The following is a 20,407-nucleotide window of genomic DNA, read 5'->3' on the forward strand; positions in this document are numbered from 1 at the left end:
TGGACGGAATTTGCACCCTCCGTGTGGCGGACGCAACCGGTGCCCGTGGCTTTTGCGTGACGGCAGCCGATGTCAGCGCCTATGAAGTAAGACATGGTGTCTTCTCCGGAATCAGAGCGCCGAACAAGATTGCGGCGCCGAGTGGCGGTCGCCCGCAGGCGTTGGGTCCGGCGTATCCTGTTTCTGGCGGGCGGGCTGGTGGTTGGCGCAGCCGCCGTGCTGCTGGCGATCTGGGGCGACTGGGCACAGGAGCGATTCCATGGGGTGCTGGCCTATTCGCGCTACTGGGCGCTGGTCGTCACGCCCTTGGGTTTCGCGGTGGTGGTGTGGCTGACGCGGCGGTTTTTCCCCGATGCACAGGGGAGCGGCATCCCGCAGGCCATTGCCGCGCGCGCCATCACCGATCCGGAGACACGGGGCAGGCTGGTCTCGCTGCGCATGGCCGCCGGAAAGATTTTCCTCACGCTCCTCGGGATGCTGTCCGGTGCCTCGACGGGGCGCGAGGGCCCGACGGTGCAGGTCGGCGCCTCGATCATGTTCGCTGCGGGACGGCTGTCGCCGCGGCGTCAGGCCGGTCTGATCCTGGCGGGATCGGCGGCGGGCGTGGCTGCGGCCTTCAACACGCCGCTGGCCGGCATCGTCTTCGCCATCGAGGAAATGAGCAAGTCGTTCGAAGCGCGCACCAGCGGGCTGATCATCGGCTGCATCATCATCGCCGGCATGACGTCGGTGTTCTTCCTGGGCAATTACACCTATTTCGGCGTCAGCCATGCGGCGCTGCATGACCGCGGCGTGTGGATGGCGGTGCCGCTGTGCGGGGTCGTTGGCGGACTATTGGGCGGCGGCTTCAGCAAGGTGGTGGTGACCATGTCGCGGGGCCTGCCGAATCGGGCCGGCGCGCTGATAAAGGCCCGTCCGGTGGCCTTTGCGGCAGCTTGCGGGCTGGCTGTCGCCTGTTGCGGTCTGCTCTCGGGCGATGCGATCTACGGCACCGGCTATCATCAGGTCGATCAGGTCCTCAGCGGTTCGGGCACGCTGTCCTGGGACTTTGGGATCCTGAAGCTGCTGGCGACGGCCATCTCATCGATCAGCGGCATTCCGGGTGGCATCTTCTCGCCGTCGCTGGCCGTGGGCGCCGGGTTCGGCTTCAACATCGCGCAGCTGTTTCCGGCCGATGCCATGGGCGCGGTCGTGCTGCTGGGCATGGTCGCCTATTTCGCCGGGGTCACCCAGGCGCCGATCACGGCCTTCGTCATCGTGACCGAGATGACCGATAATCACGACATGCTGCTGCCGCTGATGGCGGCGGCGGCAATTGCCCACGGCGCGTCCCGGCTGGTCTGCCGCGAAGGCATCTATCATGCGCTGAGCAAGGGATTCCTGCCGGCCAAACCGGCTAAAGCCGCGCCTGCTAAAGACGCGTCTTCGACTCCAGATTCAGCGTCCGGATGATCCTGAACAGGATGCCGATGTCGCCGACGAACCTGTCGAGCTGCACATTGACCGCCTTGCCGGAATAGCCCTGCACCTCGAAATGGTCCTGTCCGTTGTTGGCGGCGATGTAGAGGCTGTCGCCGTCGAACGCCGCCTGCATCTTGCTGCCCAGGCTGTTGCGCAGCTCGATGAGCTGCTGCATGAAGCCGGGCGTGAGCAGATAGCGGGCTTCCACCTGATTGGTGCCGTAGACCTCGAAGCATTTCTCGAATTCCGGGTCCTCCAGCCTGACCCGCTCCATGTCGCCCATGCCGATGCTGCCGAACCAGTTGCCGATCACGGTGGCATCCGCCTTGATAATGGTGGTGCCGTGGAACCGCTTGGCGAAGGAGAAGCTGAACACCGGCCCGCGGAAGACGGTCACGTCCCGCTTGTTCTTGCCCGAGCCGCTGACCTGGCGCAGGTGCAGATCGGTCATCTCCAGCCGCACGCCCTCATAGACCCCCGAAACCTGGTCCTCCCGGCCATCACGGTTGTGGCTGGGCAGCAGGCCGACGCGGCGCAACTCGGGGATCGGGTCGTGCCGCGGCACCAGGCAGAAGTCCAGGCCGAAGAAACCGCACAGGCGCGTGACCAGCTTTTCCTTCACCACCTTCTGGTGCCGGATGATCGGATGCTGGATGAATGCCCAGCTGCCGCCAACCGCGACAAAGGCGGCAAAGATCAGGAAGTCTCCGGGCAGATAGAGCCAGACAAGCCCGACGCCGAGCAGGGCCAGCGGAATAAACCACGACGCACGCTTCAGCGCGGCATTGCGGGCTTCGTGGCGCGCCGCTTCCAGCTCGCCGATGATGGGGTCGATTTCCCGGGCGCGGAATTCATCGAATCCGGTGAGCCAGGGCGCGGCGTCGTTGGCCATGGGGCGCAGCCTACTTCATATGGTCGGCCACATTGACCGGCGCGCGGGCCGCCGCGTCCTCGACCTCGTAGAACGGCATTTTCTGAACGCCGACCATGCCGGCGACGAGGCTGGACGGAAAGATCTCCACCGCATTGTTCAGGTCGGTGACCGACGAATTGTAGAAGCGCCGGGCGGCGGCGATATGCCCCTCGACCTCGTTCAGGGTCCGCTGGGCGGTGACGATGGTCTCGGACGACCGCAGTTCCGGGTAGTTCTCGGCAATGGCGAGCAGGCGGCCCAGGCCCATGGAAAGCTGCTGTTCGGCCTTGAGATGCTCGCGCACCGCGTTGGGGTCGTCCGACCTGTAAGGCTGCTGCGCCTGGGTCCTGGCGGCAACGACGCTTTCCAGCAACTCGCGTTCGTGGGTCATGAACTTCTGCGCCAGCGTCACCACGTTGGGGATCAGGTCATGGCGCTGGCGGAGCTGGACGTCGATGGTCGAGAGCGCCTCGCGCGCATTGTTGCGCCGCGTGATCAGCTTCACGTAGAGCATGTAGAACACAAGCACGAGCACGCCGACGGCGATCAAAGCATAGAGCATGGTTCCCCCTCCTGTTGACCCGGGCGATGGTGGATGGTTGCCCGCCGCGATCATCGGCTATACTGGCCGCGAACTCAATGCGGGGTAGAACAATGCGTTACCTACACACCATGCTGCGCGTCGGCGATCTGGACAGCGCGCTGGATTTTTTCGTGAACAAGCTGGGGCTGGAGGAGCTGCGCCGGCACGAGGTGCCGCAGGGCCGCTTCACGCTGATCTTTCTGGCGCCGCCTGGACAGCCCGACGCGCAGGTGGAGCTGACCTATAACTGGGATCCCGAGGAGTATGGCGGCGGCCGTAACTTCGGCCATCTGGCCTACGAGGTCGACGATATCTACGCGCTGTGCCAGAGCCTGATGGACAAGGGGGTTGTCATCAACCGCCCGCCGCGCGACGGCCGCATGGCGTTCGTCCGCTCGCCGGACAATATCTCCATCGAGCTGCTGCAGAAGGGTCAGGCGCTGCCGCCCGCCGAGCCTTGGGCCAGCATGGACAATACAGGCGAGTGGTAGGTCACTCGCCGCGCAGCGGGGCAAGCAGCTCCGGGCGCGCGGCCAGGGCTTTGGCGAGACGGGCCGTCCGGATGCGGATGCCCTCGTCGTTCAGGTGATACTGGGTGTCGCTCATATATTCGACAGGGAGCATGGCCAGTTGGGGTGCGCCGATGACCGGGATGCCGAGGTGTTCGTAGAATCGTCTAATTTCGGCAAAACCAGGCATCGTGAGGTATTCCTTGAAAGCTAGAGTGTTCGGCCAAGTCGAAATCAGTTCGATCTGGTTTTGACGTGCCCACTTGGCGAAATCGGCGATCTCTTGCGCGGCGGCTCCATCAGCTAGGATAACGACCTGCATGGGCCGGTACAGGGCGACGCGACGCGCATGTGCCTCGCCGGTTTCGGGGAAATGTCCCTTCGGCTGATCACCCCAGGCGGAATATTCCGGAAGGCTGGTCGGCTTTGCTGGCGCGAGCGCAAAAGTAATGCGATCCAGCAGCGCGGAAAGTGGAAAGCCGACCATAATTCGGATTTGTTCGACCATGCTGTACTGCTTCAGATAGTCGTGGCCGCAGCCATACATGACATCAAGCGAGACGTCGGTTGGCTTGTCGAGCAGATATGCGGAATATTCGAAGGTAAGCAGCACCGAGTCGCCGGGGCGGAGGGCTTTCTTTGCCAGGAAGAGGTCGAACCCCGGCCCGAACGAGCCATGTAAACCAAAGTTCTGCGCTCGGATGCCCAGCATTTCACTGATCGTTTTGGCCTTGATGCCCTGCGTGGTTCCCGAGCCGCCGACAATGAGCATTTTGGGCGAAGGTGCCGCCTGCGCCAGGGCGATGCGCTGGTCAATCATGGAGCACATGCCGATAGACCGCTTGGTAGGCATCTTTAAGGCGAGTTTGGCAGCGCCCAGATTTATCGCCATGGCGGCAGCCAGCACAGCGACAGCGATGATGGAGAATTTTCCTGCGTTCCGATGCATGGGGCTGGTCCGCGTCAAAACTGGAAGTACAGGAATTCAGAGGCGGGTGCCCCATTGATCAGCCTCACGCCTACGAACAGCAACAGGCCGGTGATGCAGGCCAGCGTCGTGGTGAAGGTCAGGCCACGCCGCCGTGGGAATGGCTTCGGCCTGGACCTGGCGCGCTCTGCCCAGCCGGCCTCCAGCGTTTCCTGATCAGTGGCGATGGGCTGGAACGCCAGCAACCTCAAGGCGCTGGGCGCGAACAGGGCGATAGTTCCGGCGCCCAATATCCAGACTATGCCGGTATAGAACTCCATGCGGCTGTTCTCGGCGAAAAAATGCACATTATCGACAGTGACGCCGAACCTAGCGAGGACCTGCGCCATCTCGAGCGGCAGGCCGGTGTCGCCCAGGAACAGCATGGAGTGATAGAGCGAGGCCGCCGTCGCCAGCGAGTCGGCGCGGAACGGCACCCAGGCAACGATAACGGCGAGGTTGGTGAGCACCAGCGCCAGCCAGCTCCAGGGCAGTTTCAGGCCGCTTCGGGTCCATGCATGATTGACGATCAGGTACAGGCCATGCAGCCCGCCCCAGAGCACGAAGGTCCAGGCCGCGCCGTGCCACAGGCCGCCCAGCAGCATGACGATCATCAGATTCGCCAGCCGCTGGCCTTCGCCGTGCCTGTTGCCGCCCAGCGGCACATACAGGTAATCGCGCAGGAAGCGCGAGAGGGTCATGTGCCAGCGCCGCCAGAAGTCGACGATACTTCGCGCCTGATAGGGCGAATCGAAATTGGCCGGAAAGCGGATGCCGAACAGCAGCGCCAGTCCCATGGCCATCTCGCAATAGGCCGAGAAGTCGAAATAGATCTGCAGGTGATAGGCCAGCGCGGTGAGCCACGCGACCATGGCCTCGAGCTGCTCGCCGGCTGCCACCCGGGCGAAGCGGGCGGCGGCGAAGGCGCCGACGCTGTCGGCGATCACCACCTTTTTCACCAGGCCGACAGCGAGCAGGAACAGGCCGGCATTGAATGCCCCGCCATTCCACTTGCGGCCTTCGGGAGACTCGAACTGGCTCATCATCTCGCGGTGGTGAAGGATCGGCCCCGCGATCAGGTGCGGAAAGAAGGTGACGAACAAGGTGTAATTGACGATGCCGGGCTGCGCCGCCTTGCCCTGCCTGCGGTCGACCAGGAAGGCGATCTGGGTGAAGGTGAAGAACGAGATGCCGATGGGCAGGACGATCTGCCGCATGGCAATCTCGAAGCCGGTCAGGGCTTCAACGTTGTCGACAAAGAAGTTGGCGTATTTGAAGAACGCCAGCAGCCCCAGATTGAATACCAGGCTGGCGATGAAGACCGACTTTCGCCGGTCGGGCCCGATGGCGCGGGCGAGCAGATAATTGACGGTGATCGATCCGGCCAGCAACGGCAGGAAGCGGATATCCCAATAACCGTAGAAGAACAGCGAGGCCGCCGCCAGCCAGCCCATGGCCCAGCGCCCGTCGGTCCTTGGCCGCAGCAGATGGAAGATGACGAGGACGACAGGCAGGTAGACGAACAGGAAGACGTTGGAATTGAAAAGCACCTGATCGGCCCCCCGATGCGAATGCGGGCTCATCGGCACATCCGGGCCGATCGCATGCGCGAGCGGCGCACGCTAGCATTTCGGACCGGCGGCGCAAAGGGTCAGGCGGACCGGGTGCCTTGGCGGGGCGACGGCGCATAGCGGCCGGCGGCGATGCCGGATAACCGGGCGATGGTGGCTTCGGCTTCGGCGACCACCTCGCGGACGATATCGCCCGCCGCCGGGATGTCGTGGATGGCGCCGGCGCCCTGGCCGGCGGCGGTGGCGTCGCGGCTGGGGTCATAGGCGCTGGTGTCGCCCATCAGCGGGCGCATGACGCCCGCGTCGCGCGAGGCGCGGCCCTGTTCGCCGAATGGCCTGATGTCTTGCGGGCGGGACTCCCAGTCGGTGGTCCACTCGTTCCGGATCACCCGCATGGGTTTGCCCGAATAGGAGCGCGAGATGACCGTGTCGATGTCGGCGGCGTCGATGATCGCCTGCTTGTAGCCCATGGCGGCATGCGCCTCGCGCGAGGCGATGAAGCGGGTGCCGATCCACACGCCCTGCGCGCCCATCGCCAGCGCCGCCGCCAGGCCGCGCCCGTCGGTGATGGCGCCGGCGGCGACCACCGGGATGTTCACCGCCTCGACCATCTGCGGGATCAGCGCCATGCCGGCGACCTGGCCGGTGTGGCCGCCGCCTTCCGTGCCCTGGCCGATGACAATGTCGATGCCGGCCTGCTCGCCCTTGACCGCATGCTTGACCGCGCCGCACATCTGGATGACGACGATGCCGGCCTCGTGCAGCACCTGGAGGATCGAGGAGGGCACCCCCAGGCCCGAGATGAACGCCTTGGCGCCTTCCTCGATGATGATGTCGACCGAGCGGGTCAGCGAGTCCGGAATGGCGGCCAGCAGGTCGACGCCGAAGGGCTTGTCGGTCAGGTCCTTTACCCGGCGCATCTGATCGCGAATGCCGTCAGGCGGCACCGACGCCATGCCCAGCGAGCCGAAACCGCCCGCCTCGGAAACCGCGGCGCATAATTCGGCGTAGGAAACGCCGCCCATGCCCGCCAGCATCACCGGATGTTCGATACCCAGCATTTCGCACAACGGCGTCTTCAGCCCCATGATCCCTCCATTCGATTCAGAGGCGACATTACCATCTGGAAACATCCGGCGCCATGGCCCGACATTCACCGTCATCCGCGCTTGGTGAAAGCGCGCAAACCACTCTAGGATGCCTGCCGGATCAGTGAAGCGGGGAGAGACCGATGGCTTTCACATACGACGAGATCAAGGCGCGCACGGCGAAGGGCGAATATTCCTACGGCGACCGGGAAACCATGCTGTATGCGCTGGGCCTGGGGATGGGGCGCGCGCCGCTCGACCCGCAGGAGTTGCAATATACCTACGAGAAGAACCTGAAGACCGTGCCGACGATGGCGGCGCTGTTCGGAGCCCGCGGCAACCTGCTGGAAGGTGTCAACTACACCATGGTGGTGCATGGCGAGCAGCGGATCACCCTGCACCAGCCGCTGCCCTGGAAGGCCGACCTGCTGGTCGAGGCACGCGTCGCCGAGGCGCTCGACAAGGGCGCCGGCAAGGGCGCCGTGATCTACATGGAAACCAAGACCCGGCTGAAGGACACGGGCGCGCCGGTGTCCACGTCGATGTCGAGCATCTTCGCGCGCGGCGACGGCGGCTTCGGCGGCCCGAACGGCCCGGCGCCGGCCGAGACCCACCAGATCCCGGACCGCAAGCCGGACGCCACCTGCGAGCTGGCGACCCGCGAGGACCAGGCGCTGCTGTACCGCCTGTCGGGCGACCGCAATCCGCTGCACTGCGACCCGGACGTGGCGACGGCGGCGGGCTTCCCGAAACCGATCCTGCACGGCCTGTGCACCTATGGCGTGTCGTGCCGGGCGGTGCTGCAGACCATCTGCAATTACGATCACACCCGGATCACGGCGTTCGATGCCCGGTTTTCGTCGCCGGTCTATCCGGGCGAGACGGTGATCGTCGACATGTGGGTCGATGGCAACGTGGTCTCGTATCGCAGCCGGCTGAAGGAGCGGGACGTGATGGTGATCAATAACGGCCGCTGCGTGCTGAAGGACTGATCCATGCGATTGCTGCGCTATGGCCCCAAGGGTCTGGAGAAGCCCGGGATCATCGACCGGCACGGCGCCATACGCGACCTGTCGGGCGTGATCCGCGATCTGACCCCCTCGGCCCTGTCCGATGGTGCCCTGGCGCAGCTTCGTTCGCTGGATGTTGAATCGCTGCCGCTGGTGCCGGGCAAGCAGCGCGTCGGCCCCTGCGTCGCCGGCACCGGCATGTTCCACGCCATCGGTCTCAACTACCGCGACCACGCGGCCGAGACCGGCGCGCGGGTGCCGACCGAGCCGATGCTGTTCACCAAGTCGGTCCACGCGATCTGCGGGCCCAACGACGACGTCATCCGGCCGCGCGGCTCGACCAAGCTGGACTGGGAGGCCGAGTTGGGCATCGTCATCGGCACGACGGGAAAATACATCGCCGAGGCCAACGCCTTCGAGCATGTGGCCGGCTATTGCGTGGTCAACGATGTTTCCGAACGGGAATTCCAGAAGGACCGCGAGGGCCAGTTCGTCAAGGGCAAGTCGGGTGACCATTTCGGCCCGATCGGCCCGTGGCTGGTGACCCGCGACGAGGTTCCCGATCCGCAAAAGTTGCGGATCTGGCTGGAAGTGGATGGCGAGCGCCGGCAGAACGGCACCACCGCCGACATGATCTTCGGGGTGCGGTTCCTGGTCAGCTATCTCAGCCGCTTCATGACGCTGCATGCCGGCGACATCATCACCACCGGCACGCCGGCGGGTGTAGGCCAGGGCATGACGCCGGAAACCTACCTTCAGCCTGGGCAGCGGATCCGCCTGGGCGTCGAGGGTCTGGGCGAACAGAGCCAGTTGGTGGTGCAGGACGCATAGGCAACGGGGCGTCCGCCGCCGGCTATTCCTGGCAGCTCTGAACTTCAACGGTGAGGTGGCTGATCTCGTGCACGGGCGCGAGCAGCGCCCGGTAGTGCTCCAGATCACGCGGATGGTGGGTGACCAGCGAGACGATGGCTGACCAATGTCCGGGTCCGACTCGCCAGAGATGCAGATCGGCGACCTTGTTGTCGGCGTCGCCCTCGATGGCGTCGACGACCTCCTGGCGCAGGCCGGCATCGGTCATGTCGATCAGCGTACCGCCGGCCTGGCGCATCAGACCGTACGCCCAGACCAGGATCACGGTGCCGCCGGCGATGCCCATCAGCGGGTCAACCCACCACCAGCCAAAATATTTGCCCAGCAGCAGGGCGGCGATGGCGGTCACCGAGGTGAGCGCGTCGGCGACCACATGGAGATAGGCCCCGCGCAGGTTGTGGTCATGGTGGTGGTGGCCGTGACCATGTTCGTCATGGTCGGCGGTGTGGCCGTGGCCACCGAGAATCGCCACGCTGGCCAGGTTCGTCAGCAGGCCAAGTACTGCGATGGGCAGGGCTTCGTCGAAGCCGATCACCTGGACCGATGTGAGCCGAGTCGCGGACTCCCAGATCAGCAGGGCCGCTACCATGGCGAGCGCCACGGCGCTGGCGAAGCCGGCCAGGGAGCCGACCTTGCCGGTGCCGAAGGCGAATCGCGGATCGTTGGCATGACGCCTGGCGTAGGAATAGGCGAAGGCGGCGATGCCGAGCGCGCCCGCGTGGGTGGCCATGTGCCAGCCATCGGCCAGCAGCGCCATGGAATTGAACGCCAGGCCGGCGGCGATCTCCACGATCATCACCACGAAAGTCAGGATCACGACGATCCGCGTCCGGCGTTCGGCCGCGCCCTCGCCGCCCGTTTCGAAACGGTGCGAATGGCTCCAGCGGTCGAGGTTTTCCGCATGCATGGCACAATCTCCGGTTGATCAAAACATCGTGGTCGCGCGCGATCCGAAGTGACATGTGTCACATTGAGCCGCTATAGAAAAGCCTACCGGCAAATCGAGGGGGTTTGCATGGCGGATGGCGACGGCAGACAGGTCGAACGGCGGCAGGGTATTCAGGCGGAGGCCTGGCGACTTATGGCCGAGCGTGGCTATGACGGCGTCACCATGCGCGAATTGTCCAAGCGGACCGGCATCTCCACCCGAACGCTCTATGAAATATATGGCGGCAAGGACGCGCTGCTTGGCGAAGCGTTCCGCGGCCGACTGGAGATCGTTTTCGAGCGAATCGAGGCGGCGATCGACGGCAAGGGAGTCGATCGACTGATCCAGATGAACGGGGCGATCGTCGACAGCATCGCCAGAAGCGAGAATTTTTCCCGCGCCTATGCGTCGGTTCTCGCCTCCAACAGAATCTCGATCTACACCATCGAAACGCCTGTGAAGCACTTCCTCGGGTGTCTTGAGCAGATGCGCGAGGCGGGGGATTTCCTGCCCTGGGTCGATCTGGAACTGACGGCGCGCCGGCTGCTGATGGGGCAACACGCCCTGATGATCCAGTGGGGAAACGGCACCATATCCATCGCCAACCTTGAGGGGCTGTACATGCTGGCCATGTGCGAAATGCTCATTCCCCTGACCAGCGGCGACACCCGCGACGCGCTGCAGGCCCGGCTGCAGACACTGCACCGGCAATTCACCGGGAAAGCAACGTTTTGAGCCTTGCCGGCGCCGGGTAAGTGCAATTGCAACTAAAAACCTGTTTTTATTTAAGCTTGCATGAATAAATCGCCATCGGTAACCTTCGTTCAAACGCACGGATTACCTGGGGGAGACGGGACGGCGCCAGTGGCTCGGAGGGGGGCCCCTTGCGCCGTCGACCGTTATGGGAGTTGCGATCCGGCGTGACGTCAAAGCGGGAGAAGTGTCATGAGCCGGATTTTCGGGCCTGTGATCCAGCAGGGCTATGTTGTTCCCAACATGCGCGAAGCCACCAGGCACTGGATCGACATCGGCGTCGGACCATTCTATGTGGACGAGCATCTGAAGCTGCCCGGCCTGTATTACGGCAAGCAATACGAGTTCGAACTGTCCCCCGCCTTCACCTATTCGGGCGACCAGCAGATCGAGCTGATCCAGCCTCATGGCGACGCGCCGAGCATCTACAAGGACTACCTGAAACGGGTGCCGGACGGCGGCCTTCAGCACATCGCCGTATGGGCCGACGAACCGGACGACGTGGTGAGCAAGCTGCAGGCCGGGGGTCGCCGCTTCGAGGTGACCCAGTCCTACATCGATATCACGCGGACCGACCGCAACCGGCATGTCTACCTGGATTCGATCGACCATCCGGGCACCATGGTCCAGCTGATGATGCACGATCCGCTCTACATCGAGCTGTTCGGCATGATCAAGTACGCGGCCGATACCTGGGATGGCACTGATCCAATCCGGCCCATCGGTATCCTGCTCGAAAAGCTGCTGGCGGGGACCGGCGCCGACTGGAAGCACGGCGACAGTGACTGAGACAGCGGATTCGGATTCCAGACGGGCGTTCGCGCTCGATCCCATGGGCCGCGAAGCCCGGAACCTCGCGGCGAAGGAACGGATCACCAGCCCAGCAGTGCGCCGCACGGCCGCGTCACCGGGCGGTCAAGAGGCTTGACCATGACGTTTCGAAACCGCATATAGTTTGGCATGAACGCGATGTACCGCATGCCGAACATGACGACGACCACCGCCTCCGGCGGTTGGTCTTGTGGTCGCGTGCGGTAAAATTACACCGCATTCATCAGCAAAGGCCCCGCCGGCGACGACGGGGCCTTTTCTTTTGTGCGACAGACGCCCCGCCGTGCCCTTCATCTCAAGGAGTACAGCAAATGGACGATCTCGATCACCGCAGCCTGGGTAGCAGGCTGGAGCTTTTTCACCAGCAGGACGACGCGCCCGGCATGGTGTTCTGGCACCCGCACGGCTATGCCGTTTACCGGGTGCTGGAGGACTACATCAGGCGCCGAATGCGACGCCTCGGCTATGCCGAGGTGCGCACACCGCTGGTGCTGCCGCGCGTTCTATGGGAGCGCAGTGGCCATTGGGAAAAGTTCCGCGACAACATGTTCCTCGTCGCCGACGAGGGCGGCCGCGAAATGGCGCTGAAGCCCATGTCATGCCCATGCCACGTCCAGATATTCAACAAGGGCCTGCGGTCATGGCGCGAGTTGCCGATCCGCTACGCCGAGTTCGGCCAGTGCCACCGCAACGAGCCGTCTGGCTCGATGCACGGCCTGATGCGCACCCGGGGCTTCGAGCAGGACGATGCCCATGTGTTCTGCCGCGAGGAGCAGGCCGTCGAGGAGATGGGCCGGTTCATCGACCTGCTGGACGATGTTTATACCGAGTTGGGTTTTGCAGGGTACGAGGTGGCGCTGGCCACTCGTCCGGCCGAGCGCGCCGGGTCCGACGCGCAGTGGGACTGGGCCGAGGCGCGGCTCGACGAGGCGGCGCGGTCGCGCGGTCTGTCGTTCTCGGTCAAAGCCGGCGAGGGCGCGTTCTACGGCCCCAAGCTTGAGTTCATCCTGCGTGACCGGCTGGGGCGGACATGGCAGTGCGGCACCGTACAACTAGATTGTGTGTTGCCCGAGCGGCTCGACGCGTCCTATGTCGCACCCGACGGCTCCCGCGCCGTGCCGGTGATGATCCATCACGCGGTGTTCGGCTCCATGGGCCGGTTCGTTGGCGTGCTGCTGGAGCATTATGGCGCGGCCCTGCCGTTCTGGCTCGCACCGGAACAGGTCGCAGTAGCGCCGGTGTCGGACCGGCACGGCGACTATGCACGGCAAGTATGGGAAGCGCTGGACCGTGCGAATGTGCGCGCGGTCATGCGGGACGGCAATGAAACCTTGCCGCGCCGTATCGTAGCCGCCCATGAAGCCGGTATTCCGGCGATGGCCATCGTCGGCGACCTGGAGGCTGCGGCGGGCACCGTCGCCCTGCGCCGGCGGGACGGCTCGCAGTCAGTAATGCAGCTGTCCGACGCCGTTGCGCTGCTTGCAGCGCCCGCTACCTGAGCCGCTGGCCGTTGGCGTCGCAGCGGGTTTCGGGGTGGGCACGGAGTTGCTGCAGACCGTAGTCGATCTTGGCGCAGGCATCCTTGTAGCGGGTCAGGTCGTGCTGCATGCCCCGCAGCCACTGAAGCTGGCGCGACGTGGCATCCGTCTCCTTGCGCGCCTTCCGGCGTTCGAAGTCTCGGATTGCTGTCTCGTAGGAGCGGATCTTGGACTGGCACTCCCGCAAGGCGGCCTGAACATCGTTCTCGTTGCACATCTGGATCAAGGTGCCGTCTGCACCGTAGCCTGCGGGCGCGGGCGGCTGATCCTCGAACTTGTCGGCCTGCGCAAGCGCCCCGCCGCTCCACAGCAGCAGGGCAGCCATTGCGATCGGCAGGCGACGGGGCATGCGCGCGGTCAACCTGGCTATTTCTTGGCGCCCAGGCCGGGGCCGCCGGTGCCGGCGAATTCGGGGCCGGCTTCGTGACCGAGCAGGATCTTGCCCAGGTCGCCGAACAGCGGGTGAGCGACCCAGCGATGGGTGGCGCAGCCATGACTGTCGCGCAGCTTGCGCTCCAGCGGACTCTTCATCTGCATGCCGCTGGTGCCGGCGGTATTGTGCAGCAGGTCGACCACTTCCATGCAGGCCTGTGCGCCATGGGTGCAGGCAAGGCGGGCGTTCTGGGTGGTCCAAGCGCCGGGCGCCTCGGCGCCCTTGCGCAGTTCTTCCTCGACCTCGTTCATGGCGTCGAGCACATAGGCGCGGGCGGCACGGAACTTGCCTTCCGCCTCGCCCATGCGGTGCTGGGCGATAGGACGTTCGGTCAGCTTGGAGCCGGACAGAAAGGGAATCTTGTTGTTCGCCAGGTCGACGAACGCATCGAGCGCGCCGCGCGCCACGCCCAGCGCCACGGCGACCTTGTTGTAGGACAGGCGCAGCGGGATCGGGATGCGGAATACCGGGTTGTCATAGTGCGGCGGCACGGTGACCAGCTGGACGTCGGCGTATTTCGCCGGCACCACGGCGGCTTCCGCGCGGACCGTATTGGAGCCCGATCCGCGCAGGCCGGCCATGTCCCACACATCGATAATCTCATACTGGGACTTGTGCAGGAACCACATGCGGGCATCCAGCGGGCTGCCGGTAAAGCCCTGGCCTTCCGGTACGATCGGGGCGGCCATGAAGCACCACTCGGCGTTGTAGCAGCCGCTGATGAAGGTTGCTTCGCCCCAGACCTTGAAGCTGCCGTCGGACTGCGCCTCGGCACGGGACGGCATGGAGCCGGGGCCGCCGCCGCCGCACATGATCACGCGCGGATTATCGAGATAGACTTCCCTCGCCAGCGCCGGATCCATGCCGCCTGCGGCCATGGCGTTGATTTCGGACCCGAGCATGACGTTCCAGCCCACCGATGCGTCGATGGCCGAGATGGCTTCGAGAATTTCCACGGTCTCGCAGGCACTGGCGTTCTCGCCGCCCAGTTCGGTGGGCTGCGCGAAACGGAAGAGCCCCTCATCCAGCAGTGCGTCGACCGTTTCGTTGGGCAGACGGCGGATCTTCTGCGCCTCGTCACCGCCCTTGGCGATCACGTCCTTCAGGCGGGCGATACGCTCCAGCGGTGTGCCGGACAGTGGTTTGGCGCCGTTTCCCTTCGGCGCGGCGCCGTGAACGGCTTTGGCGGTTCCTTCCATCAAGTCTCTCCATGAATGCGGACGCGCCTCGCAGCGATCCGGCCCTAGTCTCCTGCCGGGAAGCCTAGAGCGGTTTCCAGCCCAGCGAAATAACAATCAGGGCGGATCACAGGCGCTTTCCGGGCGCGCGACAGTGCACGGGACGCCGGCCTGCCGTGGAGACCGCGCTGTCCGATGCGACACAGGAGGTGTCATGACACCTCAATGCGCACCGCCGCTACCAACCCGGGTAATTGCGCCAAAAATGGCTGGAGGCCGCCGATAAATGCGGAATCGAAATAATTTCAGGAGGCCCTTCCCAGCGGAATCACCGGAACAAATAGCCGCCTGGCGCGTCCATTGCCCATCATGCGGCTGTCGCAGGCCGCAAGGTTTGATAGCGAGAAAGGAAGATAACATGTTGTATGGCAAGTTTATTGGCGCTTCGATGATCGCGATCGGCATGGGCCTCGCCGCGCCGGCCATGGCCGCCACGAGCGCTCCGGCGCCCGCCAAGGAGGAGGCCGCGCAGGCGTCCTTCACCGATGAGCAGCTGGCGTCGTTCGCGGCGGCACACGAAAAGGTCGAGGCGCTGAACAAGCAATATTCGGCGCGCGCGAACGGCGCGACTGACGAAGCCGCCAGGAAGCAGGTCACGCAGTTGAAGAATATCGATCTGGCGGACGCCGTGAAGTCCGAAGGGCTGACGACGGCCGAATACAACCAGATCTATATGGCGACCAAGGCCGATCCCGCCCTGGCGGCGAAGGTTGCGTCCATGAAGGGACAGGCTGAGCCGGATACCAAGATCCAGTAATCAGCCGGATGTGGACGGAAAGGCCCGGGCATGCCCGGGCCTTTTGCGATTCAGCGCCGGTTGGCGGTCAGGTCGAACGGGCCGCCTTTCTCGATGGCACGCAAATAGGCCGGGCGGCCGGTCACCCGGTCGAGGAATGCCAGCATTCGCGGCCTGTCGCCGATCAGGTTCGACGCCTGGGCCATCTGCAGGTTGAACGTGATGTGGAGGTCGGCGGCGGTGAACCGGTCGCCGGCAAAATAATCCCGGTTCTCAAGCATGCCCTCAATGTAATCGAGGTGCAGCTTGACGGCATTGGTGAGAAACCCGGTCGCCACCGGATTGTCGATCCCGAACATGGGAAACATCATGCTGATCAGCAGGATCGGGTTGGCCGAGCCTTCGGCGTAGTGCAGCACCTCGAGATAACGGGCATAGTCGGCCGTGTCTGGGGCCGGCATGAGCTGGCCATTGCCGTAACGCTGCACGATATATTCGATGATCGCGCCCGATTCCGCCATCACCTGGCCGTCGATCTCGACGATCGGCGCCTTGCCGAGGGGATGGACGTCACGCATTTCGGGCGGTGCGGCGAGCGTTGGTTCCCGCCTGTAGAATTCGAGCCTGTAGTCCAGTCCAAGTTCCTCCAGCAGCCAGACGATGCGCTGGGATTTGGAATTGTTCAGGTGATGAACGGTAATCATCGATGGCCTCCCCGCCGCGTGAACCGGACGCGATCATGGTGCGCGGCAGGGAGCGTGTCAAAGGGCCGCCGGCGCCCGGCGGCGCCAGCAGCCCCGTTAAGGGTCAGACGCGCCAGAGCAGCCGCCCGATGGTGTGGACGATGACGACCGCGCCGACGGAGGTAACTGTGATCTGGACGATCGCGCTCCAGGTGATGTCGAGGATGCCGCCGCCGGGGGCGATCATCATCAGGCCGATGGCGATGCAGGCGACGACGATGCAGGTGCATTGCTTGAGTTCGTGGACACGCGCCCGCAGGAAATTCCCGACGCTCGCTTCTGCCTTGTATGTGGGAAAGTGCAGCGTTGCCGCGGCGAACGATCCCAGCAGGAACAGGTCGTCGAACCCGCTGGCGTAGTTGTAGACCATCAACCAAACCCAACCGAGAATTGCGGTGCCGATCACGGCGATCAACGCGTTCATTCTCCCCTCCTGTTGCCTAGAGTCTCCCCAACCGGGGCAACTGCCCCGGCACAATGCTCCACCGGCCCGGAATGAAGGGAGGATTTGCCGTCATGTCGAGGGAGGCAAACACCTCACACACTCTTTAGTCGGCGCAATCAAAATGTAACACAAAATATGGACAAAGCTGATGGTTTTTGAGGCTGGCTGTATTTTTTCGGCAGATGGATGTGGCTGGATGGGGCAGCCGCTTCGTCCGTGCCTGATGCGCCGGAGTCGGGATGCCGGCGCCGTATCGCCGCGCAGCGGGACGGGGCGCTGACGAACCGTGGCAGATGCTAGAATCCGACGTGATGAATCCGCGCCGCCGGGTCGCTAGGCCGGGATCACGTCGGCGAAGACAAAGCCGTCGCGCTCGACCACCTCGCCAATGCTGACCGGAATGGGCGCCGAGAACATGGGGCCGCCGGTCACGACGGTGTGAAACTCGCCGTTCTCGCCGCAGGGATCGACGCTGTCCGGCAGATCGGCGAGCAGGGCGGCATCGAACCGCCTTCCGGCGAATGAACGGTCGAGGCGGCGTGGATCGACACAGGTCAGATAGGCGACCAGGCCGCTGTCGATCATCTCGTTCGCCAGTGCGAGGGTGTCGCGGCCCCACAGGGGATAGATGCCGGTCATGCCGGCCTCGCGCAACCGGTCCTCGCGGTAGGCTCGGATATCCTCGAGGAACAGGTCGCCGAACACCATTTGGGTAATGCCGTCCCGGATGAGCCGCGCAGTCGCCTCGCGCATGCGCGCTTCATAGATATGGTTCGGACAGGGGCTGGGAATACTCACTTTCAGGCAGGGCAAGCCAAGCGCGGCCACCTGCCGGTCGAGCAGGGCGTCGCGCACACCGTGCATGGCGACGCGGCCGTGCGCAACGTTGACGGTGGTCAGCACCGATGCCACGTCGAGCACACCGTCACGGCGCGCCTCCCACAGCGCGAAGGCGCTGTCCTTGCCCGAACTCCAGGAGACACAGACCTTGGGCCGCACGGTGCTCAAGTCCGCTCGTTGCGCCGTTTGGATATCTGCTTGCCGGCGATCTCCGGGCGGCGGGCGCGCGTTCCGGTCATGGCCTGGCTCCTGCTGACAGTATTGAGGCGCGACCCTAGCAGCAGCACCGGCATGTTGCCAAACGGCAGGCTCCAGGGGCGGGTAAGGGAATACCAAGCGCCGGATATGAGTGGGGCGCACCTGCGCAAGAGGGGGTCTCTGAAGCAAGTGCGCCCCTGGAAACGATTAAGCCTCGTTTCCAAGCATATCATGACAGTTCCGCAATGAACCGCAACGGCGGAATCCCCCCGCAAATCTTCTGCACACCATGTCGGCACCGGGCCAAAGAAGAGCTGACAATATAGTCAGTAATTGGTTGTGGCGGACGACCGCTTCCGTCAGGATTGCTCCGAAGCGGCAAACAAGGGGATATGCGGTGGATCTGGAACTGACGGGACGGAAGGTCATCATCAGCGCAGCAACGCGCGGCGTCGGCCGGGCGATCGCCGAGCGCTTTCTGGCGGAAGGCGCCATTGTTTCCATCTGTGGCCGCACGGCCCGTTCCGGCGACGCGAGCACCACCGAACCGGAAGTTATCCGCAACGATCTTCCCGGCGACGGCGTCGAAGAAGCGGTTGCGGCCATGAGCGGGCTGGGTACGGTCTATGGCGATGTGGTCGATTGCGGCTATTTCGATCAGGTGACGGCGTGGGTGGAAAAGGCGGCGCGCCAGATGGGCGGTCTCGATATCGTGGTGTCGAATGCCAGCGCGCTGGGCGGCATTCCCCGGTCGAGGAAGGGCTGGGATATCAGCTACAACGTCGACATGATGTCGGCCGTGGCCATGTGGGACGCAGCCTATCCCTATCTGAAACAGTCGGACCAGGCAGCGTGGGTGCAGGTGTCGACGATCAGCGCGGTGGAGCATCACGCCTTCGCCGGCAGCTCGCAGAGTTACGGCGCCATGAAGGCGGCGCTGATCAATTATACCGCGCAGCTGGCGCACGAGTTCCTCGGGGAGGGCATTCGCTGTAACTGCGTGTCGCCAGGCCCGATCTACATCAAGGGCGGCTCGTGGGACTGGCTGGACCAGAACATGCCGGATTATGTGGAAGCCAATATTGCCAAGCAGGCGTCGCGCCGCTTCGGCCGCGCCGAGGAAGTGGGCGATGTGGTGGCGTTCCTGGCCAGCCCACGCGCCTCATGGGTGGTTGGCGAGAACGTGGTGATCGACGGCGGATACACCAAGCACGTCAAGTTCTGACGTCTAGTCCAGCGCCAGGAATACGTCGGTGATGGCGGCCGGAAAGCGGACATCCGGCGTGCCGGCTTGCGAGTCCGGGCATGATCCTGTATTGGTGCATGACATCCGTTATGTACGAGTCGGGGAGGCTCTCTTGAACAAGCCGTCTTTAATCCTTGCGCCGGGCGAGGCGCGTTGTCCGGGCGACAGCGTTCAGGATGTACTCGACGCCGACGGCGACAATCCACCGCCCGCATACCGCAAGCAGGCCTATCAATATCTGGGCAGCGCGGACTTGCCCTTCGAGCGCTACACGTCGAGGCCATTCTTCGACCTGGAGATGGAACGCATGTGGCCGCGCACGTGGCAGTGGGCCTGCCGCGAGGAACATATTCCGGAGGTTGGCGACTATTACGTTTACGATGTGGGCCCCTACTCGCTGATCGTGACGCGCACGGCGCCGGACACGATCAAGGCCTACTACAACGCCTGCCTTCATCGCGGCACCAAGCTGAAGCCGTCAGGCACAACGGGAAGCTCGCAGGCCATCTCATGTCCGTATCACGGTTGGACGTGGAGCCTGAACGGCGAGCTGACCCGGCTGCTGTGCGAGTGGGATTTTCCGCATGTGAACAAGGAAGAGTTCGATCTGCCGGAAGCCAGGGTCGGTGTCTGGGGCGGTTTCGTCTTCGTCAATATGGACGAGAACGCCGTGCCGCTGGACGCGTATCTGGCGCCGCTGACCGAGGATGCGAAGCGGGCGGGATTCGAGGACCGCTATGTCTCGCTCCATGTGGAAAAGGAGCTGCCCTGCAACTGGAAAGTGGCGCAGGAAGCTTTCCTCGAGGCGTACCATCTGCTGGCGACCCATCCGCAGCTGTTGCCGGCGTCGGGCGACATCAATACCCAGTACGACATCCTCAGCGACCACGTCGACCGCCTCTTCAACCTTGTGGGGTCGCCAAGCCCGCTGCTGGAGCGCGAGGTGTCGCAGCAGGAAATCCTGGACACCATGGTGCTGGGTGACCGCGAACAGCTGGGCGGTGCGCTGCGCGTGCCGGATGGCGGCCGGGCACGGGCGATCATGGCACAATATTTCCGCGACCTGATCGGCGAGCATTGCGGCCGCGACCTGTCGGCATTCAGCGTCACCGAGGTGATCGATACGGTCGGCTATTTCGCGTTTCCGAACGCGCACTTCTTCCTCGCGCTCTCGTTCCCCATCGTCTACCGGTTTCGGCCGCTGGGCACCGACCACACCAGGACGCTGTTCGACCTGCTGCTGCTGTCACCGGTGCCGAAGGACGGGCCGCGGCCCGAGCCTTACGAACCCTTCCGGGTGAAGGTCGAGGAATCCTATGGGATCGTGCCGGGAATGGATCCGAGCATGGCGGTGATCTACGACCAGGATACCGGCAACATGGGATGGCAGCAGGAAGGCTTCGGCGCGGCGAAGAAGAAGCGCGCAACATTGGGGAATTACCAGGAAGTCCGGATCAGGCACATGCACCAGACCCTGGACAAGTATCTGGCAGGCTGACGCGCGAG

General features: G+C 64.2%; 21 protein-coding genes. 10 read left to right on the plus strand and 11 right to left on the minus strand.

Translation table 11 applies throughout. The annotated features are described in order from the left end of the window. The first annotated feature begins 141 nt into the window (after positions 1–141). Positions 142–1,452: a chloride channel protein gene (locus tag WJU21_RS15655; protein ID WP_346324385.1), complete on the plus strand. Its 1,311-nt coding sequence runs from the start codon at positions 142–144 to the stop codon at positions 1,450–1,452. On the opposite strand, the gene WJU21_RS15660 is transcribed toward WJU21_RS15655, so the two are convergent. Continuing rightward, positions 1,412–2,353 (minus strand): DUF3137 domain-containing protein, encoded by a 942-nt coding sequence (locus tag WJU21_RS15660; protein ID WP_346324386.1) that lies wholly within the window; start codon positions 2,351–2,353, stop codon positions 1,412–1,414. The genes WJU21_RS15655 and WJU21_RS15660 overlap by 41 nt on opposite strands. Positions 2,354–2,363: 10 nt before the next feature. Beyond that, positions 2,364–2,936, minus strand: coding sequence for a LemA family protein (locus WJU21_RS15665; protein ID WP_346324387.1), 573 nt, complete (start codon positions 2,934–2,936; stop codon positions 2,364–2,366). A gap of 92 nt (positions 2,937–3,028) precedes the next feature. Here WJU21_RS15665 and WJU21_RS15670 point away from each other — a divergent pair, with 92 nt between their 5' ends. Next, the gene (locus WJU21_RS15670) at positions 3,029–3,448 is read left to right on the plus strand and encodes a VOC family protein (RefSeq protein WP_346324388.1); all 420 of its coding nucleotides are present in this window, start codon (positions 3,029–3,031) and stop codon (positions 3,446–3,448) included. Position 3,449: 1 nt separating this feature from the next. On the opposite strand, the gene WJU21_RS15675 is transcribed toward WJU21_RS15670, so the two are convergent. From WJU21_RS15675 to WJU21_RS15685, 3 genes are all read right to left on the minus strand, one after another. Further along, a complete protein-coding gene (locus tag WJU21_RS15675) occupies positions 3,450–4,415 on the minus strand; it encodes a hypothetical protein (protein ID WP_346324389.1) in 966 nt (321 codons plus the stop codon). 14 nt (positions 4,416–4,429) lie between these two features. Next, a complete protein-coding gene (locus WJU21_RS15680; protein ID WP_346324390.1) occupies positions 4,430–6,016 on the minus strand; it encodes an MBOAT family O-acyltransferase in 1,587 nt (528 codons plus the stop codon). A gap of 68 nt (positions 6,017–6,084) precedes the next feature. Beyond that, positions 6,085–7,092, minus strand: a complete 1,008-nt coding sequence (locus tag WJU21_RS15685) for a nitronate monooxygenase (RefSeq protein WP_346324391.1) — start codon at positions 7,090–7,092, stop codon at positions 6,085–6,087. Positions 7,093–7,235: 143 nt separating this feature from the next. Here WJU21_RS15685 and WJU21_RS15690 point away from each other — a divergent pair, with 143 nt between their 5' ends. Further along, on the plus strand, positions 7,236–8,084 hold the full coding sequence (locus WJU21_RS15690; RefSeq protein ID WP_346324392.1) for a MaoC/PaaZ C-terminal domain-containing protein: 849 nt from the start codon (positions 7,236–7,238) through the stop codon (positions 8,082–8,084). Between the two features lie 3 nt (positions 8,085–8,087). Beyond that, positions 8,088–8,933 (plus strand): fumarylacetoacetate hydrolase family protein, encoded by an 846-nt coding sequence (locus WJU21_RS15695; protein WP_346324393.1) that lies wholly within the window; start codon positions 8,088–8,090, stop codon positions 8,931–8,933. A gap of 22 nt (positions 8,934–8,955) precedes the next feature. Here the strand turns inward: WJU21_RS15695 and dmeF are convergent, their stop codons facing one another. Further along, positions 8,956–9,879 carry a CDF family Co(II)/Ni(II) efflux transporter DmeF gene (gene dmeF, locus WJU21_RS15700; protein ID WP_346324394.1) on the minus strand — a complete coding sequence of 308 codons (924 nt, stop codon included), beginning with the start codon at positions 9,877–9,879 and terminating at the stop codon, positions 8,956–8,958. A gap of 108 nt (positions 9,880–9,987) precedes the next feature. On the opposite strand from dmeF, the gene WJU21_RS15705 reads away from it, so the two are divergent. The 3 genes from WJU21_RS15705 to thrS all read left to right on the plus strand — a co-directional run bounded on the left by WJU21_RS15705 (position 9,988) and on the right by thrS (position 12,983). Further along, a complete protein-coding gene (locus WJU21_RS15705; protein WP_346324395.1) occupies positions 9,988–10,635 on the plus strand; it encodes a TetR/AcrR family transcriptional regulator in 648 nt (215 codons plus the stop codon). A gap of 210 nt (positions 10,636–10,845) precedes the next feature. Beyond that, entirely contained in the window at positions 10,846–11,442 is a 597-nt protein-coding gene (locus WJU21_RS15710) for a VOC family protein (RefSeq protein ID WP_346324396.1), read from the plus strand. Positions 11,443–11,795: 353 nt separating this feature from the next. Beyond that, a complete protein-coding gene (gene thrS, locus WJU21_RS15715) occupies positions 11,796–12,983 on the plus strand; it encodes a threonine--tRNA ligase (protein ID WP_346324397.1) in 1,188 nt (395 codons plus the stop codon). On the opposite strand, the gene WJU21_RS15720 is transcribed toward thrS, so the two are convergent. Further along, positions 12,976–13,371, minus strand: coding sequence for a hypothetical protein (locus WJU21_RS15720; protein WP_346324398.1), 396 nt, complete (start codon positions 13,369–13,371; stop codon positions 12,976–12,978). The two genes, thrS and WJU21_RS15720, sit on opposite strands and share 8 nt — an antisense overlap. Before the next feature lie 17 nt (positions 13,372–13,388). Next, positions 13,389–14,654, minus strand: a complete 1,266-nt coding sequence (locus WJU21_RS15725) for an acyl-CoA dehydrogenase family protein (RefSeq protein WP_346324399.1) — start codon at positions 14,652–14,654, stop codon at positions 13,389–13,391. A gap of 397 nt (positions 14,655–15,051) precedes the next feature. On the opposite strand from WJU21_RS15725, the gene WJU21_RS15730 reads away from it, so the two are divergent. Then, positions 15,052–15,450 (plus strand): DUF4168 domain-containing protein, encoded by a 399-nt coding sequence (locus WJU21_RS15730; protein ID WP_346324400.1) that lies wholly within the window; start codon positions 15,052–15,054, stop codon positions 15,448–15,450. A gap of 50 nt (positions 15,451–15,500) precedes the next feature. Here WJU21_RS15730 and WJU21_RS15735 read toward each other — a convergent pair whose 3' ends face one another. The 3 genes from WJU21_RS15735 to WJU21_RS15745 form a co-directional block, all read right to left on the minus strand. Next, the gene (locus WJU21_RS15735; RefSeq protein WP_346324401.1) at positions 15,501–16,133 is read right to left on the minus strand and encodes a glutathione S-transferase; all 633 of its coding nucleotides are present in this window, start codon (positions 16,131–16,133) and stop codon (positions 15,501–15,503) included. Positions 16,134–16,236: 103 nt separating this feature from the next. Continuing rightward, positions 16,237–16,596 (minus strand): hypothetical protein, encoded by a 360-nt coding sequence (locus tag WJU21_RS15740; protein ID WP_346324402.1) that lies wholly within the window; start codon positions 16,594–16,596, stop codon positions 16,237–16,239. Positions 16,597–16,950: 354 nt separating this feature from the next. Beyond that, a complete protein-coding gene (locus WJU21_RS15745) occupies positions 16,951–17,616 on the minus strand; it encodes an ATP-binding protein (RefSeq protein WP_346324462.1) in 666 nt (221 codons plus the stop codon). 436 nt (positions 17,617–18,052) lie between these two features. On the opposite strand from WJU21_RS15745, the gene WJU21_RS15750 reads away from it, so the two are divergent. After that, on the plus strand, positions 18,053–18,880 hold the full coding sequence (locus WJU21_RS15750) for an SDR family oxidoreductase (protein ID WP_346324403.1): 828 nt from the start codon (positions 18,053–18,055) through the stop codon (positions 18,878–18,880). A 133-nt stretch (positions 18,881–19,013) separates the two neighbouring features. Continuing rightward, the gene (locus WJU21_RS15755) at positions 19,014–20,399 is read left to right on the plus strand and encodes an aromatic ring-hydroxylating dioxygenase subunit alpha (protein ID WP_346324404.1); all 1,386 of its coding nucleotides are present in this window, start codon (positions 19,014–19,016) and stop codon (positions 20,397–20,399) included. Positions 20,400–20,407: the final 8 nt, after the last annotated feature.

This window comes from Emcibacter sp. SYSU 3D8 (genome assembly GCF_039655875.1).
Classification (GTDB): Bacteria; Pseudomonadota; Alphaproteobacteria; order SMXS01; family SMXS01; genus RI-34.

Bases quoted from the DNA above. Each gene is read 5' to 3' on its own strand.
- WJU21_RS15660 (WP_346324386.1), bottom strand. From the start codon at position 2,353: ATGGCCAACGACGCCGCGCCCTGGCTCACCGGATTCGATGAATTCCGC.
- WJU21_RS15665 (WP_346324387.1), bottom strand. From the start codon at position 2,936: ATGCTCTATGCTTTGATCGCCGTCGGCGTGCTCGTGCTTGTGTTCTAC.
- WJU21_RS15670 (WP_346324388.1), top strand. From the start codon at position 3,029: ATGCGTTACCTACACACCATGCTGCGCGTCGGCGATCTGGACAGCGCG.
- WJU21_RS15675 (WP_346324389.1), bottom strand. From the start codon at position 4,415: ATGCATCGGAACGCAGGAAAATTCTCCATCATCGCTGTCGCTGTGCTG.
- WJU21_RS15680 (WP_346324390.1), bottom strand. From the start codon at position 6,016: ATGAGCCCGCATTCGCATCGGGGGGCCGATCAGGTGCTTTTCAATTCC.
- WJU21_RS15685 (WP_346324391.1), bottom strand. From the start codon at position 7,092: ATGGGGCTGAAGACGCCGTTGTGCGAAATGCTGGGTATCGAACATCCG.
- WJU21_RS15690 (WP_346324392.1), top strand. From the start codon at position 7,236: ATGGCTTTCACATACGACGAGATCAAGGCGCGCACGGCGAAGGGCGAA.
- WJU21_RS15695 (WP_346324393.1), top strand. From the start codon at position 8,088: ATGCGATTGCTGCGCTATGGCCCCAAGGGTCTGGAGAAGCCCGGGATC.
- dmeF (WP_346324394.1), bottom strand. From the start codon at position 9,879: ATGCATGCGGAAAACCTCGACCGCTGGAGCCATTCGCACCGTTTCGAA.
- WJU21_RS15705 (WP_346324395.1), top strand. From the start codon at position 9,988: ATGGCGGATGGCGACGGCAGACAGGTCGAACGGCGGCAGGGTATTCAG.
- WJU21_RS15710 (WP_346324396.1), top strand. From the start codon at position 10,846: ATGAGCCGGATTTTCGGGCCTGTGATCCAGCAGGGCTATGTTGTTCCC.
- thrS (WP_346324397.1), top strand. From the start codon at position 11,796: ATGGACGATCTCGATCACCGCAGCCTGGGTAGCAGGCTGGAGCTTTTT.
- WJU21_RS15720 (WP_346324398.1), bottom strand. From the start codon at position 13,371: ATGCCCCGTCGCCTGCCGATCGCAATGGCTGCCCTGCTGCTGTGGAGC.
- WJU21_RS15725 (WP_346324399.1), bottom strand. From the start codon at position 14,654: ATGGAAGGAACCGCCAAAGCCGTTCACGGCGCCGCGCCGAAGGGAAAC.
- WJU21_RS15730 (WP_346324400.1), top strand. From the start codon at position 15,052: ATGTTGTATGGCAAGTTTATTGGCGCTTCGATGATCGCGATCGGCATG.
- WJU21_RS15735 (WP_346324401.1), bottom strand. From the start codon at position 16,133: ATGATTACCGTTCATCACCTGAACAATTCCAAATCCCAGCGCATCGTC.
- WJU21_RS15740 (WP_346324402.1), bottom strand. From the start codon at position 16,596: ATGAACGCGTTGATCGCCGTGATCGGCACCGCAATTCTCGGTTGGGTT.